The sequence below is a fragment of the Siphonobacter aquaeclarae genome, from assembly GCF_900103285.1.
In the GTDB taxonomy this organism is placed as follows: Bacteria; Bacteroidota; Bacteroidia; order Cytophagales; family Spirosomataceae; genus Siphonobacter; species Siphonobacter aquaeclarae.
This window is the reverse complement of sequence record NZ_FNGS01000002.1, coordinates 252,164-278,198: the sequence shown is the minus strand read 5'-3', so window position 1 is coordinate 278,198 and position 26,035 is coordinate 252,164. Positions and strand designations below refer to the sequence as shown.

The window sequence follows — 26,035 nt, the reverse complement described above, 5'->3', positions numbered from 1 at the left end:
CGAACCGAAACGGAAGGAGGAGAGGTGCCTGAGTGGCCGAAAGGAGCAGTTTGCTAAACTGTCGTACGCCTAAAGCGTACCGCGGGTTCGAATCCCGCCCTCTCCGCAAGACGAAATGTGTCGGTGATGACACGACTCACCAGACAGGACGTTTTTCGGGGTGTAGCGTAGCCCGGTATCGCGTCTGCTTTGGGAGCAGAAGGCCGCAGGTTCGAATCCTGTCACCCCGACATTTCACAGTGGCCAGTTGGCTGGACTTGTTGAACGTCTTTGGTCGTCGACGGTCTCATAGCTCAACCGGATAGAGCAACTGCCTTCTAAGCAGTAGGTTGCAGGTTCGAGTCCTGCTGGGATCACTGAGAAAGCAATCTGGAAAAAAGGCTGACACGAAAGTGCCGGCCTTTTTTGTTTCTCCGCGGAACAGGATTGCCTGTCAAAGCAGCGGTATTCTGTTAAAAATCCTCCGGATTTAAAACGAAACGATGCCGGAGGAACGGCGAACGAGAGTGCAAATCATGAAAGGAATTTTTGAGCAGATACGCTCATTCAAAAAGGAGACTGATGGGATAGCATCAGCCTCCCTTTTTTATTGATCGGAAAAATTTACCTGCCAAACGAAACGAAAGTGACGCTGTGAAGCGGCTGTTATTTCAGGTCTGATCGTTTAAAACAGGCAAAAAATGCCGCTATTCTGTCCGGCAGATAAGTGATCCAAATCAGAAATTTTCAGGAAATTAATACTCGGTTTCGGGAACTGTTATACGGGCATCGCTGAAATTACATTCGGAAAAAAGAGACGGATAATGAGTGTTTATACGCCCTTCTCGAAAACATCAGGCAGCCAACTAGTAAACGGAAAGCAACGGATTTCGAAACTTCTGTAGATTGCACGGTCTTGGTACATAGGCAGTTACATTTTTGCTGCGCTGTCCTGGGCAACACAACCGTCGCTTGTTAAAATCTTAATTTCTCGGAATCTGATGAAAAAACTAGTTCTGCAGGTAACTCTTGGATTACTCGTCGCCAACCATCTTTCACAAACAGCCGAAGCGCAGGTAGGCATCGGCACTCCAACGCCCGACGCGAGCGCGCAACTGGACGTAAAATCGACAACAAAGGGAGCACTCGTTCCCCGGCAGACAACCGCTCAGCGGACTGCTATTGCCAATCCCGCAGACGGCTTGCTCGTCTACGATACAGACACCAAAGGTTTCTGGTATTTCAAAACGGGGACCGGCTGGACACAAATCAATAATGCGACCTTTTCCCTGCCCTATACCGGAAGCGGAAATAACGCCGGTCCGTTGTTTTCAATCACCAATCAGGGAGCCGGCACTGCGCTCGAGGGAATTGTTACCGGTACCGGTACGGCCGGCCACTTTAAAAACACCAACACCGCCAATGAGGATGGCAACGTATTGACGGTGGAGACGGTCGGATTGGGTAATATTCCGGATAATACGAAGGGAAATGCTGCGTCTTTTAAAGTGAATCATAATAACAGCGTCGCCGCCGCCGTACGCTCGGAAGTGAACACCATCTTCGGAAACTTTGGAGCGGCCGCCATATTCGGAATTTCTTCGGGTACAGGCGGGTTTGCCGGCCTCTTTCATGCGTCCAATACCTCTGGAAACGGCCCGGCACTCGTTTCGATTAATGACGGAAACGGAAACGCGATTACGGCCAACGCCTCCAAAGACGGAAACGGTGTGGAAACGAATATCGACGGAGGAGGAAATGCCCTGTATGCCTGGGTACCCAGTTTTGCAACGGGTCGCGCCGGCCGGTTTGAGATTTTTAACGAAGACAATGAAAACGATGTAATTACCGTGAAAACTGTCGGTAACGGAACGGCCGGTAATTTCTTGGTGGACCGTAAAACGGGTACTTCACCTGCCGTCAAAGGCGAGGTAAATTCCCAGTTTGCCAACTTCGGAACCGCCGGTGTCATGGGCGTGTCGTCCGGAACGGGTGGTTATGCCGGATTATTTTATTCCTCTAACGCCGCCGGGAACGGCCCGGGCATAGTGGTTTTAACGGAAGGAAACGGAAATGGTATCACGGCAAATGCCGGTGGCAACGGAGACGGAGTCGAGGCTTCTGTCGATGGAAATGGGAATGCAATTTCTGGCTTTATACCGAATTTTGGCGTCGGAAAAGCGGGCCGGTTTGCCAATTTCAACGCCTCAAACGGGCAACCGGTTGTCCATGTGACCACCGTTGGGACCGGGACGGCTCTCCTGGCCAACCATACCGGTCCCAGCGGCAATTTAGCCATCTTCCAGAGCGGCGGTTCGAATGTAGCACGTATCAACAAAGCCGGACGCGGCTTTTTTGACGGGGGCACTCAGAACAGCGGAGCGGATGTCGCCGAAGCCTTTGACGTGGTCAACGATGTGGCGGATTATGAGCCGGGTGACGTGTTGAGCATAGCTTCATCGAAAGACCGTGCTGTCGAAAAAAGTTCGGGCGCCTATTCCTCCCGGATTCTGGGCGTTTACGCGACCAAACCCGGTGTATTATTGACAGAAGAAAACATTGACAGCGAACTGACGGACAAGGTACCCCTGGGCGTGATCGGAGTAATTCCTACGAAAGTATGCAACGAAGGCGGAGCCATTGAACGGGGCGATTTACTGGTAACTTCTTCAATTCCCGGCGTCGCGATGAAAGCCGACCGGGCAAAGGTGAAATCCGGAGAAGTTCTCGGGAAAGCCCTTCAGAATTTTGACGGAAATACCGTCGGAAAGATCAATGTTTTCGTGAACGTCAAATAAGGCATACTAACCGTCAAGTAGTTATGAAAAACTATCTTATTCCCGCCCTGTTTCTCCTCTTAAGTGTCGCTGCCAAAGCCCAATCCAGGTACAGAACGGACGAAAGCATCCGCAGCCAACTGAGAAATGGAACGGCTCCCGGCCTTTTGTTTCATAAGCCGGTCTCCGCCAAAAAAGAAGCAACAAAGGAGCCTGTTAATACGGGAAGCCTGGGTCGGCAGATTCGGGGCAACGCGGTGCCGGGGCTGTCGTATCAAAAAACCCCGGCGCCGGAAGCCAAAGTTCTCTCACAACCTAAACAGGAGGCATTGCCCGGCGCCGAAAAAGCGGCGGAAGGTCAGAAGCCGGAGGAAAAACCGGCACCGAGAAAAGAAGAACAATAGAGGAAAAGTGTTTCCGATAATAGGGTCATCCGGAATTCATCGTATTTCCAAAAACAAAAAACCGGAGAGATCCGGTTTTTTGTTTTTGGAAAATAGACAGCTGGATTGCTATTTGTTGTTTTAATAAGATAAATGCACTAAAAAGGAAAAGCAAACCGGCCTGCATAGCCGGGGCAGGCAAACCGGGATACAGGCCTCGTTCAGGCACCGTTAAATAAGCTGTTTTGCATTTCGGGAGAAGATTGAAAAAGGCTCTTTCTTTTCGCGAGGCGATGGCGTACTTTCGGCCAAACCGTCCTCCATAAAACGTTATGAAAACCCGAATTCTGCTTTTTCTTCTTTTCCTGTTTTGTTACAAAGGCTTTGCGCAGACGCCTCTTTACGCACCTTCAATAGCAGACGCAAAATCCCAGGCAAATTCCGCCAGCCCTGGGCAACTCATCGTTCTTGTCGACGCCCTGGGACCCGCGCAATTTCGGGTAATGACTTCCAAGCCTTCGTATGCCGTCGAAGATAACTTCTGGTTTATCAGTACGAGCGGAAGCAAATGGCTTCAGCGCGTTGCCGACAGTACGCAGGCAATTGCCGTCTATGATAGCTCCTTGGTCAAGAATTCGCCTGCTTCCCTCCTTCGTTTTGACGGAAGTGAATGGGTTGCCCGGACGGGAGACAAAGCCAGCAACGGCGGTACCATTTTACGCGTAAATGCAGCCCGCTATTGGGAACGTAAGCTGGTTAACCGGACGCTGGATATCCGATCGTTTCCGGGAGTCGTTTCGTCGGTAAATGTCTCGGGAACAGACGTTTCCGGCTTTTTTCAGACCGCTGTTGATTACCTCAACAGCATTGGCGGCGGAACCTTATACGTGGGTGCCTGGGAGGATACGACCAGGTATTACCTGTTCAAGTACCCGGTGTTTATTCCGTCGAATGTCAATGTAGTCGGAGATGGGAAGGCTACAAGGATTCTGGCGAATATTTCAGCGTCTGAAGGCAGGGTCGCATTAATGGTAGGAGACAGTAGAGAATGGAACCGCGCGATGACAGCACTCAATCGCAAAAAAGGATGGTTCACGAGTATCCAAACCGAAGCGTTTACAGATATTCCTTTAGGAGAAGGGCGGTTTATCACGCGGAATGATCCCCGGATCGTGTCCCGGAACGTCCAGATTCGAAATCTCTATATCAAATTCGATTATACAGGAAAAGGCTCATTATGGGGAGGGTATGGGATACAACTTGGCCAGGCCGCGGATTGTCTTGTCGAGAATATCTGGACTGAAAATGCAACTCAGGCATTCGGAGTAGGTTCGGATTCGGGCGATCTGACACCCGCCTGTGTCAATATCACCGTACGAAATATTCACGTGGTTAAGCCGGACCCGGTTCATACTTATTATGCGATTGGCTTCGTCTCAAATAGCAACAACTGTCTGGTCGAGAACTGTGATTCTCCGGTAAAAATGACAGCAGGAACCCCGAACGGAACTTTGGTCGCCGTTTCAGTCGTCTCAGATGTGGTTATTCGGGGAATAACGGGAAGTGTGGGCCGAACTGTTACGAGTCAGGGAGTTTTTATCAATAACGCCCAAAATTGTACAGTTGAAAGCTGTGTGATCGACGACGCAAAAGATGCCGTTGCAGCCTTTTTCAACAATGCTACTCCAAGCTGGATTTCGCCTTTGCGGGGAAATACATTTCGAAACGTTACGGCGACCAATTCGGACAACCTGATTAATACCTGTTCGAAATACGATAGATTCGAAAACATTCAGGGTAGGGGATATGTCAACTCGATAAGTTTCCTGAACGTCAACGGGACAGACAATACTTTTATAGATGTTCCGAAAGACAAAATACTCCCACCTCCGGACCAGGATGCAACCTGGCCTGCCATTTACAACACCATGCCGGATGAATTTGTGACCGTGACCGGCTCCATACCGGCTGCCCAGATCAACGATTTCAATCTGATTACCGGCGGGTTTGAGGGAGGGACAACCGCAACGCTGAATGCGCCGACGGCAAGTTCGTCGCACTTCCTGAACCAGACGTACTATAACACGAATTTTGTTGTCCAGGAAGCCCGTACGACCGGCGCCGCGGATACGCGGATTTTTGAACGCAAAAAGATCGGAGGGGTTTGGTCAGCGTGGCGGGAAAAGAACAAAAACAAGTATATCTCCGTGGGAGACAGCGCCTATACCGTGCCCTATCCCCAGATCTCTCTGCTGCTCGGGACGATCACGGCCAACCGGGTGTTAACGCTCCCGGCCGCAAACGAAAACAACAGGGGGTTTTATTACTTCTACAACCGGAATACCAGCGCCAGCTTCAACTGGACCACCGACCTGTCTTTCACCACACAGGATGGAACCGCCGAGACGCTGCTCAGGAGCAACGATGTGACCATTCTGGAAAATACAGGCGTGTCTTACCGCCGCGTGTCTCCGGATGCCTTTTCCCGTACAGCAAGCGACGCGCGTTACGCTTTGAAAGCGACCAGTCAGTCCATCCGGGGTGTTACAAGTTCCTATACCATTACACTGAATGCTGACCGGACGATTATTGCCAATGCCACCGCCGGGGGGTTTACCATCACGCTGCCGGCACTTTCTGGCGCCTATGACGCAACAACGCTTTCCGGCAGGGAGTATATCATCAAAAAAGCGGATACGACTACCAACGTCATTACCTTGCAGGCATCCGGTAGCGATTTAATTGAGACGGCTGGCAGTATGACAATTAGTGGCAACCAGGTCATACGCGTGCAGGCTTATCCGGGCCGTTGGGTAACGCTCTGACACACAAAGTCGATCCCGGCAAATGCATCCAGGATTGTTAAAAGCTGGAAATACAGGCAGATTCAAGGCATGTATCTCCAGCTTTTTTAGCGGTTTTTGACCGGCAATCCAGGGGTATTGTCGCAGTTCTGACCAAACGGTACCTGAATTGGCGGAGGGAGTGTGTATATTTGTCCCCGAAGTTGTCCTCCCCATGAAGCACCTTTTACCTGACTGGAAATATATCCCGGCCTTCTGGCTTATTCTCATTAGTCTCGCATCGTGCCACAAGCAGGGCGAAGAAAAGGAAACGTATCTCACCGACAGCACACTGGTAGCGGCTTACAGTCACGAAATACTGACGACGATCGCCTCGCCTTTCGATTCCCTGGAGTACGACCCTGGAGATTTTTCCCTTCAGATCTACCGCATAACTTATAAGACGAAGCTCGAAGACGAGACGCCGATCGTCGCGTCCGGTCTGATTTACCTGCCTTCTCAACCGGTGGCGGCAAAATACCCGCTGGTCAGCTTTCAGCATGCGACGGCTTATTCGCAAGAAGAAGCGCCGTCCGGCGGAAACCTGGTGTCGCCCGCGTTTTCTTACCCGCTGTTGTATGTGACGCACGGCTACATCGTTGTATGTCCGGATTATATCGGATACGGGGAATCCAGTCAGGTTTCTCATCCTTACGAACACCGGCAGACACTTGCCCGGGCTACCGCCGACATGCTGAAAGCTGCCCGGGAGTTTCTTGGTGCCAAAGAGGTTTGGAACAATGAACTGTTTTTGTCCGGCTACTCCGCGAGGGAGGATACGCAACACTGGCTGCTCTGAAACTGCTCGAAGAGGAGAATGACTTCCTCGTGACGACTACTGCCTGCGGGGCGGGGCCGTATGCTGTTCCGGAATTCTTCACATATGTCACGACTAAAAAAACAAAAGGAGGATTGGCCAATTACATATATATATGGCAAACGCTGGCATACAATCGTTTATACAAGATCGGTAAGCCGGTAAACTACTACTTTAGATCGCCTTACGCTGAGCAAATTATAAAGTCCATCGAAAATGCCCGTGATATTACAGCGAGTTTTGATGAAATCTGTACCGATGCTTTTAAGGAGGATATCGCCAATCCGCTATCCGCGTTTGGCCGGGCGATGACAGATAATGACCTTACTTCCTGGAAGCCTAAAAGCCCGCTTTATCTTCTTCACGGAGATGCGGACGAATATATTCCCTTCCTGAATACGGAGATCACTTACAACGCCATGGAGAAACTCGGAGCGCTGACGACTTCCCTGGTCACTATTCCGAAAGGAACTCATGTACCGACGGAAATTCTCTTCATCCGCCGGTCGGTAGCCTGGTTCAATGCGGCCCGGAAAACGCCGTAAACTATGCCTTCACTGCTTCGATGAGGTACATTTCTTCCTGCCCGATATCGGAAATACCCGCAAAATGCAAGCCGGCGGCTTCGATGAGCTGACGGAAGTCGACCGCACTGCGCTCCCTCCCGCGGGTACAGGCAAGCATGGTTACGTCGGTGTATTTGCCTGCATGCGGGTAGTTTCCGGAGGGGATGACCGAATCGAGGATCAGTACCCGGTTGCCGACGGCCATGACTTCCGCGCAATTCCGCAGAATGACGACGCAATCGTCGTCGCTCCAGTCGTGCAGAATAAACTTCAGCAGGTATGCGTCGTAGCCGATCGGTATGGCCTCGAAGAAATTTCCCGCGATGGTCGTGCACCGGTCCTGAAACGGGCTCGCCAGGATGAGCTTTTCCGTCTCGGGAATAACTGCCGGCGCATCGAAAATAGCTCCATATACCGTAGGATAAGCTCCCAGGATAGCGAAAAGCAGCGCTCCGTTCCCACCTCCGATATCGATAACTGTGCGGAACCGGCTAAAATCATAAGCCGGCAGCAACGCATGGGAATAATACTGGGTAAGACCGGCCATGGCCTTGTTAAACCGGAAAGCTTCTTCAGGATGCTTGCCGTAAAACTCCCAGACATCCATGGAATAATACGCATCGAAAGCCGTCTCTCCCGTTCGGACGCTGTGCAGCAGGTTGGCAAAAGCATGGGAATGCTCGCCCATAATTGCCTGAAAATAAGGTTTGACGGAACCTTCAGCGTCGCCGTGAAGGGCGGTTGCATCTGGCGTAAACCGGAAGACACGGCCTTCGGTCTCTTCAAAAACTCCTGCAGCAGCAGTGACCCTCAGTACCCGGTAAAGGGACGGTGCATGTGTGCCGGTGAGGGCAGCGAGCTCGTCTACCGGCCGGGGAGACTCAAACAATAACTCGGCAATATTGAGCTCGGAAACAACGTGCAGGCAATGGGCAAGCTGATAGCCATAGAGGTGGGACAGAATCCTGGCGGACGATTCGGCGGAAAAGGCGGGTTTCATAACAAAGGCGGGTTTGATGGGCATTCCGTGACGGCGGAGACCCGGCATAAATATACGGGTATTTCATTTCCCCGATCAGGTGTTTCAACCGGGAGAGTTTCGGAAAATTGGGTATTTTCCCGCTCAATCCTGAACCGATACATGAAACTTCTTTTCCTGATTTTAAGCTGTCTGACGGCAGCTATTGCCTCGGCCCAGCATCGCCCCAATATCGTCCTGATTATCGGGGATGACATCAGTCCGGAAGACCTCGGATGCTATGGAAACAAGCGGATACGCACGCCGAACCTCGACCGGCTTGCGCGGGAAGGACTGCAGTTTTCGCGGTTTTTCGTAACCTCCAGTTCCTGCAGCCCGAGCCGGACAAGCCTGCTCACGGGCCGGTATCCCCACAATACCGGCGCGGCGGAATTACATACGCCGCTGCCCGCCTACCTGACCTATTTTCCCGAAGTCCTGAAAAAAGAGGGGTACTACACCGCTTTGCTGGGTAAATGGCACGAAGGACCCGAAACGAAGCGTGCATATGACCTGCTTAAAGCGGGAGAGAAGGAAAACGGATCCGGCGGGGAGGATCAGTGGTTGGCTACCTTACGATACCGGCCGAAAGACAAGCCTTTTTTCTTCTGGCTGGCTCCGTTTGACGCGCACCGGGATTGGTCGGCCGATCCGTCGACCCGCCCGCATGACCCCGACAAGGACGTTGCGGTACCCGAAACGCTCGTTGACGCGCCAGGCACCCGCGAGGACCTGGCCGCATACTACAACGAAATCGGTCGGCTCGATCATCACCTCGGCGATTTCATGGCAGAACTGAACCGGCAGGGAATTGCCGATAATACACTGGTCATTTTTCTGGCTGACAACGCCCGGCCGTTTCCGGGAAGCAAAACACGACTAACCGACCGCGGCCTGAGGTCGCCATTGCTGATGCGCTGGCCAAAGGGTATTCCCAAACATGGAAAAACGGATGCCTTGGTGAGCAGCATAGACCTGGCTCCGACGCTGACCGCATTGGCGGGAGCGCCCGCCCCGGCGTCCTTTCAGGGAAAAAGCTTTGCTCCGCTGCTGACCAAACCCGGCGGCACGTTCCGGCGCTGCGTGTTTGGAGAACATAACTGGCATGACTACGAAGCCTGGGAGCGTTCTGTCCGGACGGGTGATTTTTTGTATATCCTGAATCTCAGGCCTGACCTCGACAACGGTGGACCGATCGATGCCAACCAGAGTCCCGCTGCGCATGATCTGAAGGCAGCAAAGGCTGAGCACCATCTATCTGATCTTCAGAACGATGTTTTTCTCAAACCCCGTGCGAAGGAAGAGTTTTACGACCTGAAAAAGGACCCCGGTCAGCGCCGTAACCTGGTATTGGAAGAAGCCTACGCTTCCAAACTCCGGGAGGCCCGCCTGCTGCTCCGGAACTGGCAGGAGGAAACCGGCGATACCGCTCCGGCAAACCTGACGCCCGACTGGTACGACCGGGAAACCGGCAAGCCAACTGCTAAAAAGGGACAACGGGGGGAAATGCCGGGAGCGTCCAGAAATGCCGGCAAAATCAATCGGCCGGGTCCTTTCTGAAATCACCGGCCTGCAGGCGCAGGTACCAAAAGCAAATAGGCTGTCTTTCGGACAGCCTATTTGTGTATCATACCTTATCCGGTTCCGGATGCGTCCAGCCCTTTCGGTATGGACGACGCAGGAGCGCGTTGGCGGTAGGATCTCCAATGATCTGCCGCTTTTTGGGGTCGTAAACTACCGGTCGGCCGATTTTCATGGAGAGATTAGCCAGCAGGCAACTTGCCGTCGAGATATGCCCTTCTTCGATGTCGGCAACAGGCCGGCCGTTGGTTTCGATCGCATGCAGAAAATCAAGCATATGCAGGCGTGTAGCCGGAGCGGCATTCAGCTCGATCTGGGGCTCGGTATTGTCTTCCGGGTATTTTTCCTTTTCGAAGACAACATCCTTGTGAATCTTTTCGCCTTTTCCCTGCGGAATAAAATCATACTGCATGGTACTGGCGATGAGCGTACCCTTGTCGCCATAGAGCGTAAACGACCACGGATAGTCCGGATTAGCGGCCGTTCCCCAGGAACGGTGCGTCCAGACGCAATTCAGCTCCGGATACTCGAAAAGGGCCGATTGCGTATCGGCAATATTGGATTTCCCTTCCTTCTGGACATAAATCCCGCCGGTAGAACTGATGCGCTGCGGCCAGCCCAGTTTCAGCATCCAGCGGACGGTATCGAACATGTGAATGCACATATCGCCCATGATTCCATTGCCATATTCCATGAAGGTACGCCACCAGCGCACGTGCGGCAGGCCGTCATACGGTCGCAGCGGAGCAGGACCGGTCCAGGATTCGTAGTCGAAAAAATCAGGTACAGGCTGCACGGGAGGGTTTCCGTTGTTGCGCATGTGGTAGTAGCAGCACATTTCTACATGAGATACTTTCCCGAGTAATCCGGCATCAACGATATTCTTCTTGGCATCGATGAGGTGTGGCGTGCTTTTCCGTTGAGTACCTACCTGAACCACGCGGTTGTATTTCCGGGCAGCAGCCACCATCGCTTCGCCTTCGATGACATCAACGCTGATAGGCTTCTGCACGTATACGTGGGCACCAGCCTTCAGTGAATCAATCGCCATCAGGGCGTGCCAGTGGTCGGGCGTACCGATCAGGACGATTTCGGGTTTCTGCTCGGCGAGCATCTTGCGGTAGTCGGCGTAAAGAGCCGGTACCTTGCCTGATTTCTGCCGTTGGCTCACCATCTGTCCGGCGGCTTCGAGCATGTTTTTGTCGGCGTCGCAAAGCCCGACAACTTCGACGGGGGCCACCTGAATAAGCCGGAAAAGGTCGCTTTTTCCATACCAGCCTGTGCCAATCAGGGCCACGCGTTTGGTTGCGGAAGGAGAGTGGGTAAGCGGGGCGCCCAGCGAGGCGGCTCCCAACGTGCTCAGGGCGAGGGAAGCGGAAGTTCCCTGAATGAAACGTCGGCGATCGATCGTCAGCATAGCAAACGGGCGGATGCCCGGGCAATTAAGGGTTTAGAGAATGCCCGCAAGATACGCATCTTCCGCTTCGGCCAAAGGACTGCCCATGAAAAAGCCCCGGTGTCCGGGGCTCAGGGTAAGGGTCAGTTTTCGTAAAGTCTCCGCATGCGCTTGATCTTCTGAAGCCGGGCCTTGGCCTCGCGTTTGGTCTGTTTCTGCTGTTCGAGAATGGCCGTCGTGGGATCTACATAATTAACCCGTTTGATGAGCAGGTAATTGACGTAGTTATAGACGAAAAACAGACATACCAGAATAACAAGGCTCTGTGTTGTCGTAACCGAATTACGGATCAGGAGGAATATGCCCGTCAGACCGATGGTGATGCCGCAAAGAATGCATGTAGCCATGAAATGCGACAGCCCCTGGGCGATCAGAATATGGTGCGTATGGTTTTTATCGGGGAAAAACGGCGAGCGGCGGTTCATGATCCGGATAATGAACACCCGGAGCGTATCGAAAATCGGAACGATGAGCACGACTACCGCCAGAATCGGCGCGTCGATAATGGCGCCGGCGCCCGTGTTGAGGTGAATGAACTTCACCGCAAAGAGCGTTAGTACAAACCCGAGAATGAGCGAGCCGGTATCGCCCATGAATATCTTGCTTGTTCGCGAGAAATTGAACCGGATAAAGCCCAGCAGCGACCCTGACAGCGAGGCGGCGAGAATTGCCAGCGGATACTGGTTGTTGAGAAGGAACCACGAGCCGAAAATCATGGACGCGATCAGCCCGATGCCGCCTGCAAGTCCGTCAATACCGTCAATCAGGTTGATGGCATTCGTCAGCGCGATGAAAATGAAGATGGTAAACAGAACGCTGAAAAGGTAGGGGATCTGGTGAATACCCAGAATCCCGAAAAGATCGTTGATACGTAAATCCGCGCCGATGATGACCAGGGAGGAAGCGAGTATCTGCGCCAGCATCTTTTTGACAGGCGCAATCACCAGAATATCGTCCTTGACCCCGGTGAAAAACAGAATGAGGATACCCGCAATGGCCAGGTGATGAAGGTGCGTTTCTCCTTCAGGCTGCCAGAGGAAGTAGCCGATCATGGTACCCGCGAAAATGGCAATACCGCCGAGCGTTGGCGTTCTGTTGGAGTGGGCACTACGGGCTTCGGGTTCCTTCATCAGATTCCGAAGCCGGGAAATATTGATAATGACTGGTATTGCTTCAACAGTGAGCCAACAAGCCGCGAGTAAGGACACGATTACCTGGACGAAAGGCTCGTTCAGGAATTGACGTAAGGCTGTTATCATACAGGTTGACCAATTCAAAAGGATCAATCTCGGCTTGCGAGTGGGTATGGCAAACCGTTTTTTACGACGTCTCCAGGGTAAATGCCCCGTAATATCCGCAATCCCCCACAAATTACCAAGAATTTACGATTAGTAAATTCAGTACTGGTTGAACTGATCAGATATAACTAATTGATACAGAGAAAAGGACAGAAACTACGGCCGGATAATCCGTTCACGTACCTTTCGGGCCGGATTACCCTGATATACGAAATAAGCGTCCAGATCGGATGTCGCCACTGAGCCAACGGCAAGTACCGCGTGAGACGCCGCCGTCACCCCCGGACAAACGACCGACTTCGCACCGATCCAGACGCCTTCCGCGAGTGTAATCGGCTTCGCGGTGAGGTCAAAGCGGGGAGATTTGTAGTCGTGGTTACCGCAGAGGAGCAGCGCCCCCTGCGACAGGCAGGAGTTCGACCCGATGCGGACCCGGACGAGGTTGTCTATCCAGACTTCTTCCCCGATCCAGACATGATCGCCTATCTCCAGCTGCCAGGGAAACTTGATGTTGATTTTGGGTTTGAGGACGACACCCGTACCGATCTTCGCACCAAAAAAGCGCAGCAGACGGCATTTCAAGCCTGATGGAAACGGAAACGTTGTATTGAATACCGCCCAGTTGACAAAGTACCACATCCGGTTTTTCCAGCTGCGGGAGGAGTACTGAGGCTGATGTTCGTAGCGGGACAGGTCAACGCTTCCCTGTAAGGTCTTTTCCATATTCGGTCCAGAAAAAGGCGGCTATGTCTTCTTTTTTTCTTCCTGCCCGGTGATACACTTCATAGATCTTCGCGTCGACCAGGAAGCGGTACCAGAATCCCTGCAGGAAGTGCCAGACCAGGCCTTTCGTGCCATCCAGAAATCCCCCCTGGAAAAAATACCGCATCACAAAGTAAAGAAACGGCCGGGTAAAAAGGGGAAGCGTGGCATAGCGTATCTTGAGGTAGCGCTTCCGCTGTTCCTGTGTGCCGAAAAGGGTTGGCGTGACGATGGCGCCATCGTCAAAATTATACCGGACGTTCAGAAGATCAATTGCTTCCCGGATAGCATACAGGTTGTGTTTCTGGGTCCACCAGGTAAGGTTGTTGAGGTTATGGTCGACCAGGTCGTTATCAAAACGGGTGGTATCTCCGTCTGATAACTTGATATGCTCGTCCATCCACAATTCCTCACAATGGCCCTTCGACCGGCGCCAGAGACGCATCAGCCAGGTAGGGTAGTACCCGCCGCGACGGATCCATTTGTCCATGAACATGACCCTTCGCTTCACATAAACCCCGGAGACATTTTCAGAAACATTCCCGAGTTTTTCCCGGATTTCGCCGGCGAGTTCCGGGAGCAGGTATTCATCGGCATCCATCCGCATCAGCCATTCCGTCTGAAACGGCGTATTCCGGATACCAAAGTTGAACTGGGTAGCATAATTGACCCAGGGATTCGAAACGACGACAGCGCCCAGCGCAGTAGCCAGTTCAACGGTCCGGTCGGTCGACCCGGAATCAACAATAAAAATCTTGTCCGTCACCGGCAGCAGGCTTTTCAGACACCGTTCAATATGCCGCTCTTCGTTGTGGGTGAGCAGGATGACGGACAGGTCAGGGTTCGGCCTCATTCAGGATCGGGTAAGGAGCGATTCAAAAGCATGGTAAAGTCGGGTGGCGACAACGTCAATGTCTGCCACTTCCCGGGCAAACTGACGCCCTTTTTCGGCCAAATGTACGCGATAATCCGCATCGCCGAGCAGGCGGAGTAATCCACGTTCGACGTCGTCGACGGTCGGCACCACTACTTCCGCCGCCGGATTGACCTTCAGGAGATGGCCGAAACCGATGCGGTCGGTCGTCAGAACCGGTGCGCCGCATACCATCGCTTCCAGCGCCGCCAGAGAGAAGCTCTCCGAATAGGTCGGGAGGGCAAAAACATCGGCATCTACGAGTGCTTCCAGCTTTTCGGTTCCGGTCAGCATGCCGGGAACCAGAATCGAGGAAGCCAATTTTCGTTCTTCGATAAACCGTTGAACGTCAGCAAGGTATCCGTCGTCCGGGCCGACTATGGTCAATACGGCGGCCGGGTATGCCTTCCGTACCCGTTCAAAAGCAGGCAGCAGTACGTCGAGGCCTTTTTTGATATTGATGCGGCTGAGAAAGAGAATCAATGGCGTATCCTCGGCCAGACCAAGCCGTGCCCGGAAGCCTCCCCTGGCAGGCAACCGGTCATAGTCCGACAGCTTCATGCCGTTGTTGATCATGACGACGTGCGGATGCGGATGCCCGAGGTAGCGGGTGAGATCTTCGGCTTCGTCCGGGTTGTGAACCTGCGCAAGGTCGCATTGCTCCACGTACTTCCGCTGAAAAAGTGCGCTGATGAGTTTTTTCTTCCAACCGGATTTGCGGATGGCCCATCGGTCGAGCGTACCGTGCACGGTGAATACCTTCTTCGCCTTCGATTTTACCCAAAAGGGTACCCAGCCGGCGAAATGAAAAGGACCGTGAATATGAACAATGTCATACTCATGAGCATGCTCCCGGTAGTAGCGGTACAGTTCCGGCGAAAATTCCGGGATAAACCGGGCCAGCCAGTGACGGCGGACCGTCACGACCTTTGCGCCCTCCGGAATAATATACAAACGTTCTCCTTCCGACAGGGGTGTCAGAATGGTTACCTCGGCGCCAAGCCGGAGCTGGACGTTGGCATGATCGTAAATGACTTTCGACGGCCCCCCGATTTCCCAGGAATAACCGCACAGGTTCAGTATTTTCATCGCGCACGTTTGGTCAGTAACCGGAACCCCTGCCAGAGTTCGGCAGCTACTTTCTCCGTTGAAAAAGGCGAAATCAGTTGAAGGGAGCGTGCTCCCATATCAGCCCTGGCCACATCGGGCAGGGCCATGAAGGTCTTCAGCGCGGTTTTGAGAGAGGCGTCGTCTTCCGGGTCGAACAGGTAGCCGTTTTCTCCCGGCCGGACGAGGTCATCCGTACAACCGCACCGTTGGGAAACGAGTACGGGCAGGCCGCAGGTCATGGCTTCGTTGACGACCAGCCCCCAGGGTTCGAACGAACTCGGGAGAACGAGCGCATCGGCCAGAGCCAGCGCCTCCGGAACCTCGTTCCAGGGGCGACCGCCGAGCCAGCAGATATCGGATTGCGACTCCACTTCGTTTCGCAGCGGTCCGTCGCCGATGACGAGCAGCTTCCACCCGCCGGTTGCCACGCGGCGGAAGGCGGTAATCAGTTTCGGGAGGTTTTTCTCCGGCGCCAGGCGACCCACAAAGGCAATTACGCCGCCGGGAAGTCCCAGGCGGGCTTTTTGGGTAGCACGATCGGGTAGTGCGTGCTGATAAACGTTTCGGATAACAGCTTCGTTGATAACCGCTGCATGCCGGCTCAGAATACGGTCCTCCCTCGCGCCAAGGCGCAACAGGTACCGGGCCGAAGACGTGCCAAAGCAGATATACCCGTCAAAGGCGCGAACCAGCGCCTTCTTAAACCGCTCCTTAATTCCTTTCCGGCTGCCGTCGTTCTCGCCTGATTCATTGCTGAGTACCAGCCTGATACCGCTGAGGCGGCACCAAACGATCACCGGCCAGTAGGCAGGGTCATAGTACCCGGTCAGATTGACGATATCCGGTTTGAAGCGGCGTATTTCCGAAAGAATAAACCGGATTTTTTGGGGGATAGTCACTGAGTCGAGTGAACCGGCCGTGAGGAGCTTGTAGGGATACCGGTGGTCGATTTGACCGGCTTTGCCAAGCTCACTGTATTTCTTTTCGGATTCGGCCAGTTGCAGAACCAGTAGCTCTTCTCCGTCTGCCGCCTCCGCAGCCAGTGCAGAAAACAACGCCGCTTTGTAGTGCGACCACAGAATATTGTGAACAATCAAGACCCGCATATCAGGACACGGGTAGGGGTTCGGGTTGAGCCGCCGCTGCGGCAGCGGCTTTCTCTTCCTTCTCTTCTTTTTCTGTCTGCATGAAACGAGCAAACATCAGGAAAGGAAAGAGAAAGGTGGTATCGGTTGGCTGCCCGGCGGAAAAAACAGAAACAAAGATCGGAATAAACAGGTAAGCGAGGTACGTGCCGAGCGGACTGGTCATCTTCCGGATCGCCAGAATGGATTCCCGAACTATTTCGTAAATGAGTCGCGCAAAGAAATAGAAGCCTATAAATCCATAATTATAGGCCGCTTCCAGAATCGGGAAGTCCATGTAAAAGAACTTGTACCCATTGCCGGTAATCAGCGCAATCGGGTTGTCGAACAGCATGTTCTTAAACATTGAGAACGAAACGACCCGGTTGTAAGCGGAATAATCGACGATCTCATCCGTATCAGAGCCCTGCCCGGCCGTAACGAGTGCATCGAGCAGTTTGGCCAGGAATTGCTCGAAATAGCCTCCGATCAGACCGAGCAACTGCGGCTTCGAACCGAGATAGTACCCCACAGCGATAATCGGTGCAAAAAAGAAGATCATTGTACTCGGTTTCCGGAACGCTGTCTTGATGGCTTTGACGTTTGATTTCGTCAGGCCGAATACGATGAACGCACCCATTGCCAGTACGAGCGCCATCAGTGTCCCGCGGCTTTGGGTCAGCAGAACGGTAGCAAGCGAGGCGAACAGATTGACAATGGAGAGCAGTTTATACAGGATATTATTGCTCGAAAAAAGCAGAATCAGACAGCAAATAACCCCTGCAAAACCGTTTCGGGCAAAAATGTGCGGGTTGCCGCCGTAATCATCATCGAAGTAAATCGACGCCCGCGCTCCAAGCACATAGTGCGGGTTGGTGAGCAGGGAGTAAAACAAACCCAGGTTCGCCACAAATGTAAACAGTACAAACACGGGAATGGCATGTTCCTTCACCTTGTCGGGCGCACTGATCAGCAGAAAGGCGAAGGCGCCCGCCATCGCATAGTTGATGAGTTCGCGCATCCGGCTGTAAGAGGGATCAACGGCGCTCGGGTTAAACAGGAACAGGTAAAACAAACAGACGCCGACCCAGCCTGCAAGCGGTATCGCCAGTTTGGAATTCAGTGAAAAATACCGTTGAAAGAGCGTGGACGGGATCATCAGAACCAGCCCCAGTGCCAGACAGGCCGCAGTAAAAACAGAAGATTGAGGCGCGAGCTTCAGGCCGTCCCGGAAAAAGAAAATCAGCGGGTGGCCCATGAAGAAGATCGCGATCCCCAGGGCAATGCGTTTATACTGAAAACCTGAAAATAGGTCTTTGAGCATGTTCGGTCATTATTGCCGGTTAAACCTCAACCGGTAGAAAAAGTACGAAAAATCGAGCTTTCCGAGAAAATACGCCAGCTTCCGGAAGCGGATATAAGGAAACAGGAGCTTTTCCGGAAGCGTACTTTTCAATTGCGTGGCATACGTCGCCTTGATCCGCGCATGTTCCTCCATCCCGATGTGGTTGATGGTCGAACTTTTTGCCGCCTGATGCTGCCGGAAACAAGCCCAGAAGTCGTTCAGCAAGCGGAAGCGGATTTCCGGCAGCACACTCCACCGGGTACAAATTTCGTAATCAAAAGCGAACTGAAAACCCTCATCGAGGTATCCGTGCCGCGTAAGCAACTCTCGCCGGAAAACCATGCACTGGTTGAATACCTGCATGCCCTCATATACCTGCGCCGCGGGCCAGAACGGAATCTGTTTCTTGTGCTCGAAAACGAGATCGTTTTCATCGATCATCAGAAGGTTTCCGTAAAAAACCGACACGTCCGGAAAAGACCGGATGGCTTTCCCGACCGTCAGCAGGGCATTCGGCGCAAATACGTCATCCGAGTTCTGAAAGGTAACCCAGTCGCCGGTAGCCTTCCGGAAACCGGCATTGATGGCGGCGGTTTGCCCGCCATCCTTCTCACTGACCCAATAGGTAATGTATTTTTCGTACTTCCGGATAACATCGGTGCTTCCGTCCGTCGATCCGCCATCCATGACAATCAGCTCCAGGTTGGGGTAATTCTGATTGAGAATACTGAGAAGGGTACGTTCGAGAAACTCAGCCTGGTTATAAGAAGGCGTAATGACACTGATCTTCGGAAAGGAAAGGTCTTTCCGGAGAAGGGTCGCTTCGTCAAACCGGGCGGTTGTTACAAATTTCTGTATCGCATCCGGGGCAAAAAACTCCATGCAAAAAGCCGTTAGACGGTATATCCTTCCCGCAGGAAATACGGCCGCCAGAAGGCCAGGTCGTATTTTTCCCAGGCATGGCAGCCAAAGGGCAGGGTACCGTCAGTCAGTAAAAGAGCAAAATCGGGATTTTGCTCGAATGAAAATAGCAACGATTCCTGAACGGTCGGCAACTTCATCAACGGCCGGAAAGGCAGGAGGCGTGTTGCCGTAAGCGAAAACAGCATGTCTTCGTTGCCGGGCCATTGCCCGAATACCCGTTTGTAGCGGGAAACCAGTCGCCGGCAGGCCTTCACTTTTCGCAGCGAAAGCCCGCCGTTGAGGAGGGGTTTCTTGGTACTGAAGGCCGACGTACTGAATGCGTCCCGGGTAACAAAGGGCGCTCCGACATAATCAAAGCCTTTCCGGCACCAGGCCTCCAGGGTATCTTCAAACACGAACGCGTCGAGTTGATAAATCAGGATATACGCGTAGGCGGAAAATGTATCGTAAAACGCCTCGTTCGTCAGCAACTGATTGTACGCGGCGATACCTGCGAAACATTCGTCTCCAAAGGAAACAAGCTGCAGATTGGGGTATTCGGCCGTCACCGCCGACAGGTCGAGCGATTGCGGCTTCACGACATACATCGGGTGCCCCCCCAGCTTCCGGACGCATTGCCGGAGGGAAATCTGCTCGTAAGCGGTCAGCTCCGAACGATAAAGGGGTATGACAACGGCAACAGACATGCGTGGGTTTAGGTTTATTCGAACAGATCGCCGGCCAGTGGCAGCCACCAGTCTTTGCTGCTGAACCGGTACCGACCGGAAATCCACTCCCGCCAGATGACCGGAATGCGTGCCGGGCGGAACGCGGGCAGTGTAGCCCGTGCCTGAAAATGCTTTTGCCGCTGTTCCAGCTCCCGGAGCTTCGGCCCGGCATAGGAATCGCGCAGCGCTGCCAGCAGCTGGGCACATATCTCTGCTTTTTCGCGGAGCGGCTTGAGCTTGCCTTCCCTATCGCGGGAGAAGCGGTCGCCAAGCGTCACTTTCGCCTTCTTTTCTCCGAATCCTACCTGCTGGGTCTGGTGCTTCCGGTAAAAAAGAAGTTCATCGGTCAGAAAACCGATCTTTTCTTCCAGCGAAAGCAGCAGCGCAATCCACGCGTCGTGGATGTAGTAGCGGATATGGGTCGGGAAAGGAGTCGTGCGGGCCAGTACTTCGCGGCGAAGCGCCAGCGTAGCGCCGGTTACCACAAAGCCTCCGAACAGGATCTCGTGGGCTTCCGAATGGTTCCATCGTGCCTGCGCTGCCGTGTCAAATTCGATTTCCTGCCAGATGGTCCGATCCTGGGGAACAGACGCATCGTCGATTACCCTTGCATCCGTAAAAACGGCGTCCTTGTCGGGATGCTGCTCCAGGTAGGCGAGCTGGCGGGCTACTTTTTCCGTATGCCATTTATCGTCCTGATCACAGCAGAAAAGTATGTCTCCTGTACACAAACTCAGACACTTCTCAAAGTTTTTCGTAGATCCGAGATTGGCAGGATTGACATGAATATGAACGGGAAACGCAACAGTTTGCGCAAAGTCACGGAGAATGCCGACGGTGTCGTCCGACGAACGGTCGTCGCACACGACGAGCTCATCAACGGGCCGGGTTTGCTGGCGGATACTCTCCAATTGCTCGGGAAGAAACTTCCCGCCATTGTAGGTACACATCGCCACGGATACTCTCATAATCGGTTGAATAGTATATTTTAAGGAATACCTGCCTGTTTTCACAGGAATAACAGGCTGAAATCCTGAAAATTTCCCTCAAAGGTAGGGATTCCCGGAAAAAGAGAATAGTAAATTTTTAAGACTGAGCTTGCGGAAAGAGAAACCCCGGCTGCCAGGTGTTGATGGTCCGGATCATTTTTCCGATCCGATCCGCCCAGCGCTGCCGGCCGATGGCTACCGGTTTCGGCGGATCGGGCAGGCCCCACGCCGGGACTTTAGTACCCAGTGAGGCATAGAGCGGATGCGCCAGTACCTTTTCGGCGTAAGCCGCCGCCGCCCGGCGGAAAAAGTCGGGGATAGGCCGGTCGGTCAGGTAAGCAGGAAACTGCTTTTGCCCGTAATCGTAACCGCCATAGTGAAACGTCAGGGGCGTGGTACCGCTGCGCTCGAAGGCGTTGGCATACTGAATACCATAGGCCGCGTCCCGGATAGGGTAGGTACCTTCAAACAGCGCGGGCGTCATGTCAAGCCAGAGCTGGTCGGAACCACGGCCTTCACAAGGCTGGTAGCCGCCGCGGGTTTCGAGGTTATGGCACCACCAGTTCAGCAGACTATCGGTAACAGCCCCGGGGCGTATACCCCAGCAGCCGGAGAAGTAAGTACCGTAGTTGAGGTGAAATTTGCTGTCGGGCAGGTGCGTATCCGGATGAGGCCGCAGCCATTGCGAACACAGTACTGCCGGCTGCTCCTGGAGAAGGATCTCCATCCGGTCGAGGGTACCGAGCAATTCCGACTCCGGATGCAGGAATACAAGGGGATCCCCGGCAAGCAGATGCCGCGCCACGAACGGCCGGCTCAGTTCCAGCAGCTCGGTTTGGGTATAGCGTTGCCGAAGCGGCATCAGAGCCGGAATCTCTTCCACCCATTTCACGTTTGCCGGTACTTCGGGGAGCGTCACGTGCCCGTCTGCCCACGCCACATGCAGCGATGCGCTGGGATAATGCCGGGCAATCTGCCCCGCCAGCAAAAAGACGTGCGGAATCTGCCGGGTCCAGCAAACGGTGAAAAACTGTATCATAAACGTATCAAATGGGTTTTCGGCTCATCGCTTCGGTCATTCTCCGGCCGATGAGGTACTCGTCAACGGGTTGCCATACCTGCTCGTAGCGAAGGTCGCTGGCAGGCTGCCCGGAAGCAGCGCGAATGAGACGGCCGTTGCTGCCGTCGCCGTATCCCCCGGTGTACAGGTTATAGTCTTCAAAAGAGCCAAGCCGGCCTATCAGGATAAATCCGTAGGTGCCGACGGCATTGGCCAGGTGCGCCGGTCCGCTGTCTACCCCGATGAAAAAGCTGGCCCGCCGGATTACCTCGGCAGTTTCCAGAATACTGAGTTTCCCGCAGAGGTCGATAAACGACGGAGAAGTACTCGTTACCTGCGCTTTGAGGCCTACTTCCACAACGGGACCATAGGTTCGCATCAGGGATTCTGCCAGCTCATTCCAGTAGGCTGTTTTCCAGTCTTTTACGGGTTGATTGGAATAGGTATGGAGGACGACAAACCGTTGCGGGAGGCGAAGGCCGTCGATCTGCTGCCGTACCCGGTCGGGCAGGTGCAGGTGCGGAGCGAGTGACCGGTCGGGGCGGGTCAGTCCTGCCGCGTCTGCGAACACCTCTGCCAGCCTGCGGTCGTTGAGGTAATTGAAAATCGTCAGGTTCTGCGCGTCGGCATGGGGATTGACAAGTCGTTTCTTCAGCGGCTCGTATACCCGGTTGGACAGGTGCAGGTTGTAGATTTTCCGGAATGGCGACCGCTTCAGCAGCAGAATGGAAAAAAGAACGTTCGGTTCTTCGAGAATACGGTCGACGTCTGGATTGTATTCCACCAGCTCCCGAAACGGCTTGCGTACAATCCAGTAAATCAGCGCATCCGGGTGCAGTGCCCGGACCTGACGCGCCAGCGGCTCGCACGAGACGATATCGCCCAGGTGCTCGGCCAGGAGTATGCCAACGGCCGGTTTGCCGGTCCGGAAGGAATGCCAGCGAACGGATGCACAAGCCTTCCCCCACGCCAGCCAGGTGCGTGCTATTTCCGAGTACTTCCGATACCGGTGTTGCCAGAGAGCGATTGTCTTTTGCATCGGTTTCTAGTGGGAATAGGGATCGAGCCAGGATTGCAGCTTCTCGAACGGCATACGAAGAGCCTTCCGTACCCGCAACAGGCGGATGACCTTATGCGGTTTGACATATGCGCAGGCAAAGCCCCGGTAATAATCATTGAAGTTGGCCCGCATCCGTTCTGCATAGTAATCAAAGAGGGGACGCACGTCCGGCCGGTCTTCAAATGTAAACCGGTTCTGATACCGGGAGATGGAATCGGGATCCGTGATCGCATATCCGGAGAAATGGAAGAACTGCAGGGGATCCGTTCCGTTGATGTACCAGGTATCCTCCCGGCGGGTGAATTGCCGCTCGTGCAGGTTCCAGTAGGCAACGTTGTAGCCCCGGTGCCGCAGGATATGTACTCCGTCGAAGTAATGCGGAACGTAGTTGATCCACTTTTGATCCGTAAACAATCCGTGACAGATGTCGTTGAAACTTTGAAAAGCCAGTTTCTCCATCCACCACGCGATAAACCGCTCCGTTTCCGCATTTTTCCGGACGGCTACAAAGCCCAGGTTAAAGGTCCCGGAATTCAGCAGATCGCACTCGTTGGGGAGGCAGGTATCCGGATAAGGGCTAAGAGTATGCGGCGTCAGGACAATATTGCTCTGATCCAGCGTCTTCAGCAGGTGTGTTAGTTTTGTGAAGACTATGATATCCGGATCGAAGTAAATAAAATTCTGATAATCAGGATATTGTTGGAAAAAGTACTGAAAGAAAAACGGCTTGACCGCCGTATTGAACTCCGTAATATCGTATTCTTTCTCCATCCAGGCCCGGTTGAAAACGGGGATCCGGTGCAGTTCCAGTAATTCAAAGGGAGGCGCCTTGTCTCCTTCAAACTGTACACCCTCCAGCTTGTCTACCAAACCTACTACATAACGGATATCCGGGTTCGTCGCCTGAAGCGACTCTCCGAGTGTCCGGGCCTGAGCCAGGTAGTTGATCGAGCAAAGGGTGAAGGCTAAGGTTTTCAAATCGTCAGGGATTGGTCAGGATAAATGCTGCTCCAGTAATTGCACAAACGCCCGCATGGCCCGGTCGTCGTCGTGCCGGGTGATCACTTTCTCCCGCGCAGCGAGTCCCATCGATACCCGGAGCGATTCATTTTTCAATAACTGAGACAAAAAAGTACTCATGGAAGCGGCGTCGAGGTAGTCGCAGACAAACCCCGCATCTGATTCCACAAAATCCGGCGCCCCGCCCGAAGCCGCAAAGCAAACGATGGGCTTGCCCAGCATCGCCGCTTCGAGTACCACCAGGGGGTAGGGTTCTTCCCGGGAGGTCATCGCAAAAACATCAAACGCCGCCATGTAATCGTATGGCCGGTCGGAATGCGGCACGAGGTGTACCCGGTGGAGGAGTTCCAGGCGACGGAGATCTTCCGTCATCATGTGATACTCTACCTGGGTTTCGTGCCCGCCAACCCAAACAAAATGGGTATCCGGGTCCGAAAGCCGGGCCAGTTGCACAAAAACGTCAATACCTTTCCGCCAGTCGAGCGTACCCACAGATCCGACGACGCGGGCATGGTCCGGGATTTCAAGCAGCTGCCGGATTTGCTTTACGGTCGACTCCTCAGTACGGATCTGCCATGCGCCTTCCGGCATCAGTGAAGGCAATACCGAGATTGCCTCCGGGTTGATCCCGAAGCGGTCGATGTAAACGGTTCGCTGCGCATCGGAGCAGGCCCAGTAGTAATCGGAGTGCCGTAGCGTCTGATTAAACGACGAAGGGTCGGTATACATCGCGATCCCCATCGGCATTTCGTGCGCGTAGGTAATAATGGGGCAGTTTACCAGCGGTTTGATCTGTGACAAAAGCTCGCCGTTGGTAACCGTATTGGAGACAACAAGGTCATATCCCTCGTTCCGGATTTCCCGCAAGACATAGTCCTGGTAGCTTTCCCGGTTGAGCAGGCGCGAGACGCGCCGCCGGTTATAGGAATGGGACCAGTGATACACCGGCGCCAGTTTTTCAAACTCCCGTATCAGGCCTCCTCCGTGTTTCAGCAGAATTTTAAACTGATAATCAGGAAGATGTTTCAGTTTTTTCAGGAATCGGAGTAAAAGAATCTGTGCACCTGCCCGGTTGGCGTCGTGACTGATGAACAGAATTTTCTTCATAACGAATAAAACTACCTGATGGAAAAATTGAGTTTAGGAAGCGGCAAAAATACGACTGTTTGCGAGAAAGCGGCATCCTTTCCCGAAACGTTCAGACTTCCAGCATGATCTCTTCCCACCGGGGGATGATCCGTTCGACGTCAAATTCCTGCGCCCGTTTCCGGGACTTTTCAGGGTCGGATACGCGCAACTGCTCCATGTACTGCCGCATCATGGCGACCACGTCGCGGACGTTCCAGGAGTCTACCGCAGCCCCCATCCCTTCTGTCAGAAACTCGGCCACCCCGCCCGACGAAAACGACACGATCGGTTTTCCCAGCGCGGCCGCCTCGATCATCACCAGCGGAAACGGATCCTCCCGCGAGGTAAGCAGAAAACCATCGGCCATCGACAGATAGGTATAGTAATCTTCCCGCTGCGCGCCGGCGACATCGACGCGGATACCTTCCGTCCGGCGCAGGCGTTCAAGGGTATATTCGACGAGGCCGTCGTCGAGTACCTGTCCCAGCCAGAGAATGCGCGCCCGGGAGCCCCGCAGGCGTTCGGCAAATTCGGGCAGGAGGTCAAATCCTTTGCGGTACGTCGTTTGTCCGGACATGATCCAGAGAAATTCGTCGCCCGCTATTTCCCATTGCCGGCGCAGTACGGCGGCGCGGTCCTCCTTTACCTCGATACGGGACAGGTCGATCAGGGAATGACACAGGCGGATACGCTGTCCGCCGGCTTCCGCTATCCGCCGGCATACAATTTCCGAACAGCCGATAATCAGATCACTCTGCTGCAGGGTATCGGCAAAGGCCTGTCGCCTGAGCGCGACATACTCCATCGGCAATTCATGAAAATGGGTAACAATCCGAACGCCGAGCTCCTTCGCCAGCGGCAGGAGGAACGACGGTACCAGGGTATTGAAATACCAGATATCGGCCTGAAAAGTCTTTTGAACCTGCCGTAGGTAGCGCAGAATGGGATTCTTGCCCGCTTTGTTCATGACTTTCTGCCAGAGGGTAAAGCGGTGCGGGGCGACGAACGCGGGCACGTCGGCCGGCAGGTCGCGCAGTAGTTCCCCATCGCGGAGCGCACACAGGGCGATGTCAAACCGCTCCCGGCTGAACTGCTGCAGGAGGTATCCGATCATCATTTCAGAACCGGTCCGGCCGGCATAGGGCGTTATGATCAATATGCGGGATTTCGGCATA

General features: G+C 53.7%; 22 protein-coding genes and 3 tRNA genes. 9 read left to right on the top strand and 16 right to left on the bottom strand.

Annotated features, from left to right (window positions below; all coding sequences use genetic code 11):
- The first annotated feature begins 18 nt into the window (after window positions 1-18).
- The 8 genes from BLR09_RS04660 to BLR09_RS25665 all read left to right on the top strand — a co-directional run bounded on the left by BLR09_RS04660 (window position 19) and on the right by BLR09_RS25665 (window position 7,344).
- A tRNA-Ser gene (locus BLR09_RS04660) sits at window positions 19-106 on the top strand.
- Between the two features lie 50 nt (window positions 107-156).
- Window positions 157-230: transfer RNA gene (locus BLR09_RS04655), tRNA-Pro, on the top strand.
- A 52-nt stretch (window positions 231-282) separates the two neighbouring features.
- Window positions 283-356: transfer RNA gene (locus BLR09_RS04650), tRNA-Arg, on the top strand.
- A gap of 624 nt (window positions 357-980) precedes the next feature.
- On the top strand, window positions 981-2,777 hold the full coding sequence (locus BLR09_RS04645; protein WP_093198441.1) for a hypothetical protein: 1,797 nt from the start codon (window positions 981-983) through the stop codon (window positions 2,775-2,777).
- Between the two features lie 23 nt (window positions 2,778-2,800).
- Window positions 2,801-3,160, top strand: coding sequence for a hypothetical protein (locus BLR09_RS04640; protein ID WP_093198437.1), 360 nt, complete (start codon window positions 2,801-2,803; stop codon window positions 3,158-3,160).
- Window positions 3,161-3,471: 311 nt separating this feature from the next.
- A complete protein-coding gene (locus tag BLR09_RS04635) occupies window positions 3,472-5,964 on the top strand; it encodes a pyocin knob domain-containing protein (protein WP_093198435.1) in 2,493 nt (830 codons plus the stop codon).
- Window positions 5,965-6,157: 193 nt separating this feature from the next.
- On the top strand, window positions 6,158-6,781 hold the full coding sequence (locus BLR09_RS04630; RefSeq protein WP_093198432.1) for an alpha/beta hydrolase family protein: 624 nt from the start codon (window positions 6,158-6,160) through the stop codon (window positions 6,779-6,781).
- 326 nt (window positions 6,782-7,107) lie between these two features.
- Complete coding sequence (locus BLR09_RS25665; protein ID WP_218126608.1) at window positions 7,108-7,344, top strand: alpha/beta hydrolase family protein; 237 nt, start codon at window positions 7,108-7,110, stop codon at window positions 7,342-7,344.
- Window position 7,345: 1 nt separating this feature from the next.
- Here the strand turns inward: BLR09_RS25665 and BLR09_RS04620 are convergent, their stop codons facing one another.
- A complete protein-coding gene (locus BLR09_RS04620; RefSeq protein WP_176785452.1) occupies window positions 7,346-8,365 on the bottom strand; it encodes a methyltransferase in 1,020 nt (339 codons plus the stop codon).
- Window positions 8,366-8,506: 141 nt separating this feature from the next.
- Between BLR09_RS04620 and BLR09_RS04615 the strand changes: the two genes are divergently transcribed.
- Window positions 8,507-9,943 carry a sulfatase family protein gene (locus tag BLR09_RS04615; RefSeq protein ID WP_093198425.1) on the top strand — a complete coding sequence of 479 codons (1,437 nt, stop codon included), beginning with the start codon at window positions 8,507-8,509 and terminating at the stop codon, window positions 9,941-9,943.
- Window positions 9,944-10,010: 67 nt separating this feature from the next.
- Here the strand turns inward: BLR09_RS04615 and BLR09_RS04610 are convergent, their stop codons facing one another.
- From BLR09_RS04610 to BLR09_RS04540, 15 genes are all read right to left on the bottom strand, one after another.
- Window positions 10,011-11,381 (bottom strand): Gfo/Idh/MocA family protein, encoded by a 1,371-nt coding sequence (locus BLR09_RS04610; protein ID WP_093198422.1) that lies wholly within the window; start codon window positions 11,379-11,381, stop codon window positions 10,011-10,013.
- Between the two features lie 122 nt (window positions 11,382-11,503).
- Window positions 11,504-12,550: an MraY family glycosyltransferase gene (locus tag BLR09_RS04605; RefSeq protein ID WP_176785451.1), complete on the bottom strand. Its 1,047-nt coding sequence runs from the start codon at window positions 12,548-12,550 to the stop codon at window positions 11,504-11,506.
- Between the two features lie 324 nt (window positions 12,551-12,874).
- The gene (locus BLR09_RS04600; RefSeq protein WP_093198417.1) at window positions 12,875-13,441 is read right to left on the bottom strand and encodes a WcaF family extracellular polysaccharide biosynthesis acetyltransferase; all 567 of its coding nucleotides are present in this window, start codon (window positions 13,439-13,441) and stop codon (window positions 12,875-12,877) included.
- Entirely contained in the window at window positions 13,413-14,333 is a 921-nt protein-coding gene (locus tag BLR09_RS04595; RefSeq protein ID WP_093198414.1) for a glycosyltransferase family 2 protein, read from the bottom strand. The genes BLR09_RS04600 and BLR09_RS04595 overlap by 29 nt, the downstream gene beginning before the upstream one ends.
- Window positions 14,334-15,482, bottom strand: coding sequence for a glycosyltransferase (locus BLR09_RS04590; protein ID WP_093198412.1), 1,149 nt, complete (start codon window positions 15,480-15,482; stop codon window positions 14,334-14,336).
- The gene (locus tag BLR09_RS04585) at window positions 15,479-16,609 is read right to left on the bottom strand and encodes a glycosyltransferase family 4 protein (RefSeq protein WP_093198409.1); all 1,131 of its coding nucleotides are present in this window, start codon (window positions 16,607-16,609) and stop codon (window positions 15,479-15,481) included. Before BLR09_RS04585 ends, BLR09_RS04590 begins: the two co-directional genes overlap by 4 nt.
- 1 nt (window position 16,610) lies before the next feature.
- The gene (locus tag BLR09_RS04580) at window positions 16,611-17,951 is read right to left on the bottom strand and encodes a hypothetical protein (protein WP_093198407.1); all 1,341 of its coding nucleotides are present in this window, start codon (window positions 17,949-17,951) and stop codon (window positions 16,611-16,613) included.
- Between the two features lie 9 nt (window positions 17,952-17,960).
- Complete coding sequence (locus BLR09_RS04575) at window positions 17,961-18,854, bottom strand: glycosyltransferase family 2 protein (protein WP_093198404.1); 894 nt, start codon at window positions 18,852-18,854, stop codon at window positions 17,961-17,963.
- An 11-nt stretch (window positions 18,855-18,865) separates the two neighbouring features.
- Window positions 18,866-19,582 (bottom strand): DUF5672 family protein, encoded by a 717-nt coding sequence (locus BLR09_RS04570; RefSeq protein WP_093198401.1) that lies wholly within the window; start codon window positions 19,580-19,582, stop codon window positions 18,866-18,868.
- 14 nt (window positions 19,583-19,596) lie between these two features.
- Window positions 19,597-20,571, bottom strand: a complete 975-nt coding sequence (locus BLR09_RS04565) for a glycosyltransferase family 2 protein (RefSeq protein ID WP_093198399.1) — start codon at window positions 20,569-20,571, stop codon at window positions 19,597-19,599.
- A gap of 118 nt (window positions 20,572-20,689) precedes the next feature.
- Window positions 20,690-21,631, bottom strand: a complete 942-nt coding sequence (locus BLR09_RS04560; protein WP_093198396.1) for a hypothetical protein — start codon at window positions 21,629-21,631, stop codon at window positions 20,690-20,692.
- A gap of 7 nt (window positions 21,632-21,638) precedes the next feature.
- The gene (locus BLR09_RS04555) at window positions 21,639-22,691 is read right to left on the bottom strand and encodes a glycosyltransferase family 9 protein (protein WP_093198394.1); all 1,053 of its coding nucleotides are present in this window, start codon (window positions 22,689-22,691) and stop codon (window positions 21,639-21,641) included.
- Window positions 22,692-22,697: 6 nt separating this feature from the next.
- Window positions 22,698-23,690 carry a glycosyl transferase gene (locus BLR09_RS04550; protein WP_093198390.1) on the bottom strand — a complete coding sequence of 331 codons (993 nt, stop codon included), beginning with the start codon at window positions 23,688-23,690 and terminating at the stop codon, window positions 22,698-22,700.
- A 15-nt stretch (window positions 23,691-23,705) separates the two neighbouring features.
- Complete coding sequence (locus BLR09_RS04545; RefSeq protein ID WP_093198388.1) at window positions 23,706-24,839, bottom strand: glycosyltransferase family 4 protein; 1,134 nt, start codon at window positions 24,837-24,839, stop codon at window positions 23,706-23,708.
- Between the two features lie 91 nt (window positions 24,840-24,930).
- Entirely contained in the window at window positions 24,931-26,034 is a 1,104-nt protein-coding gene (locus tag BLR09_RS04540) for a glycosyltransferase (RefSeq protein ID WP_093198385.1), read from the bottom strand.
- Window position 26,035 lies beyond the last annotated feature (1 nt).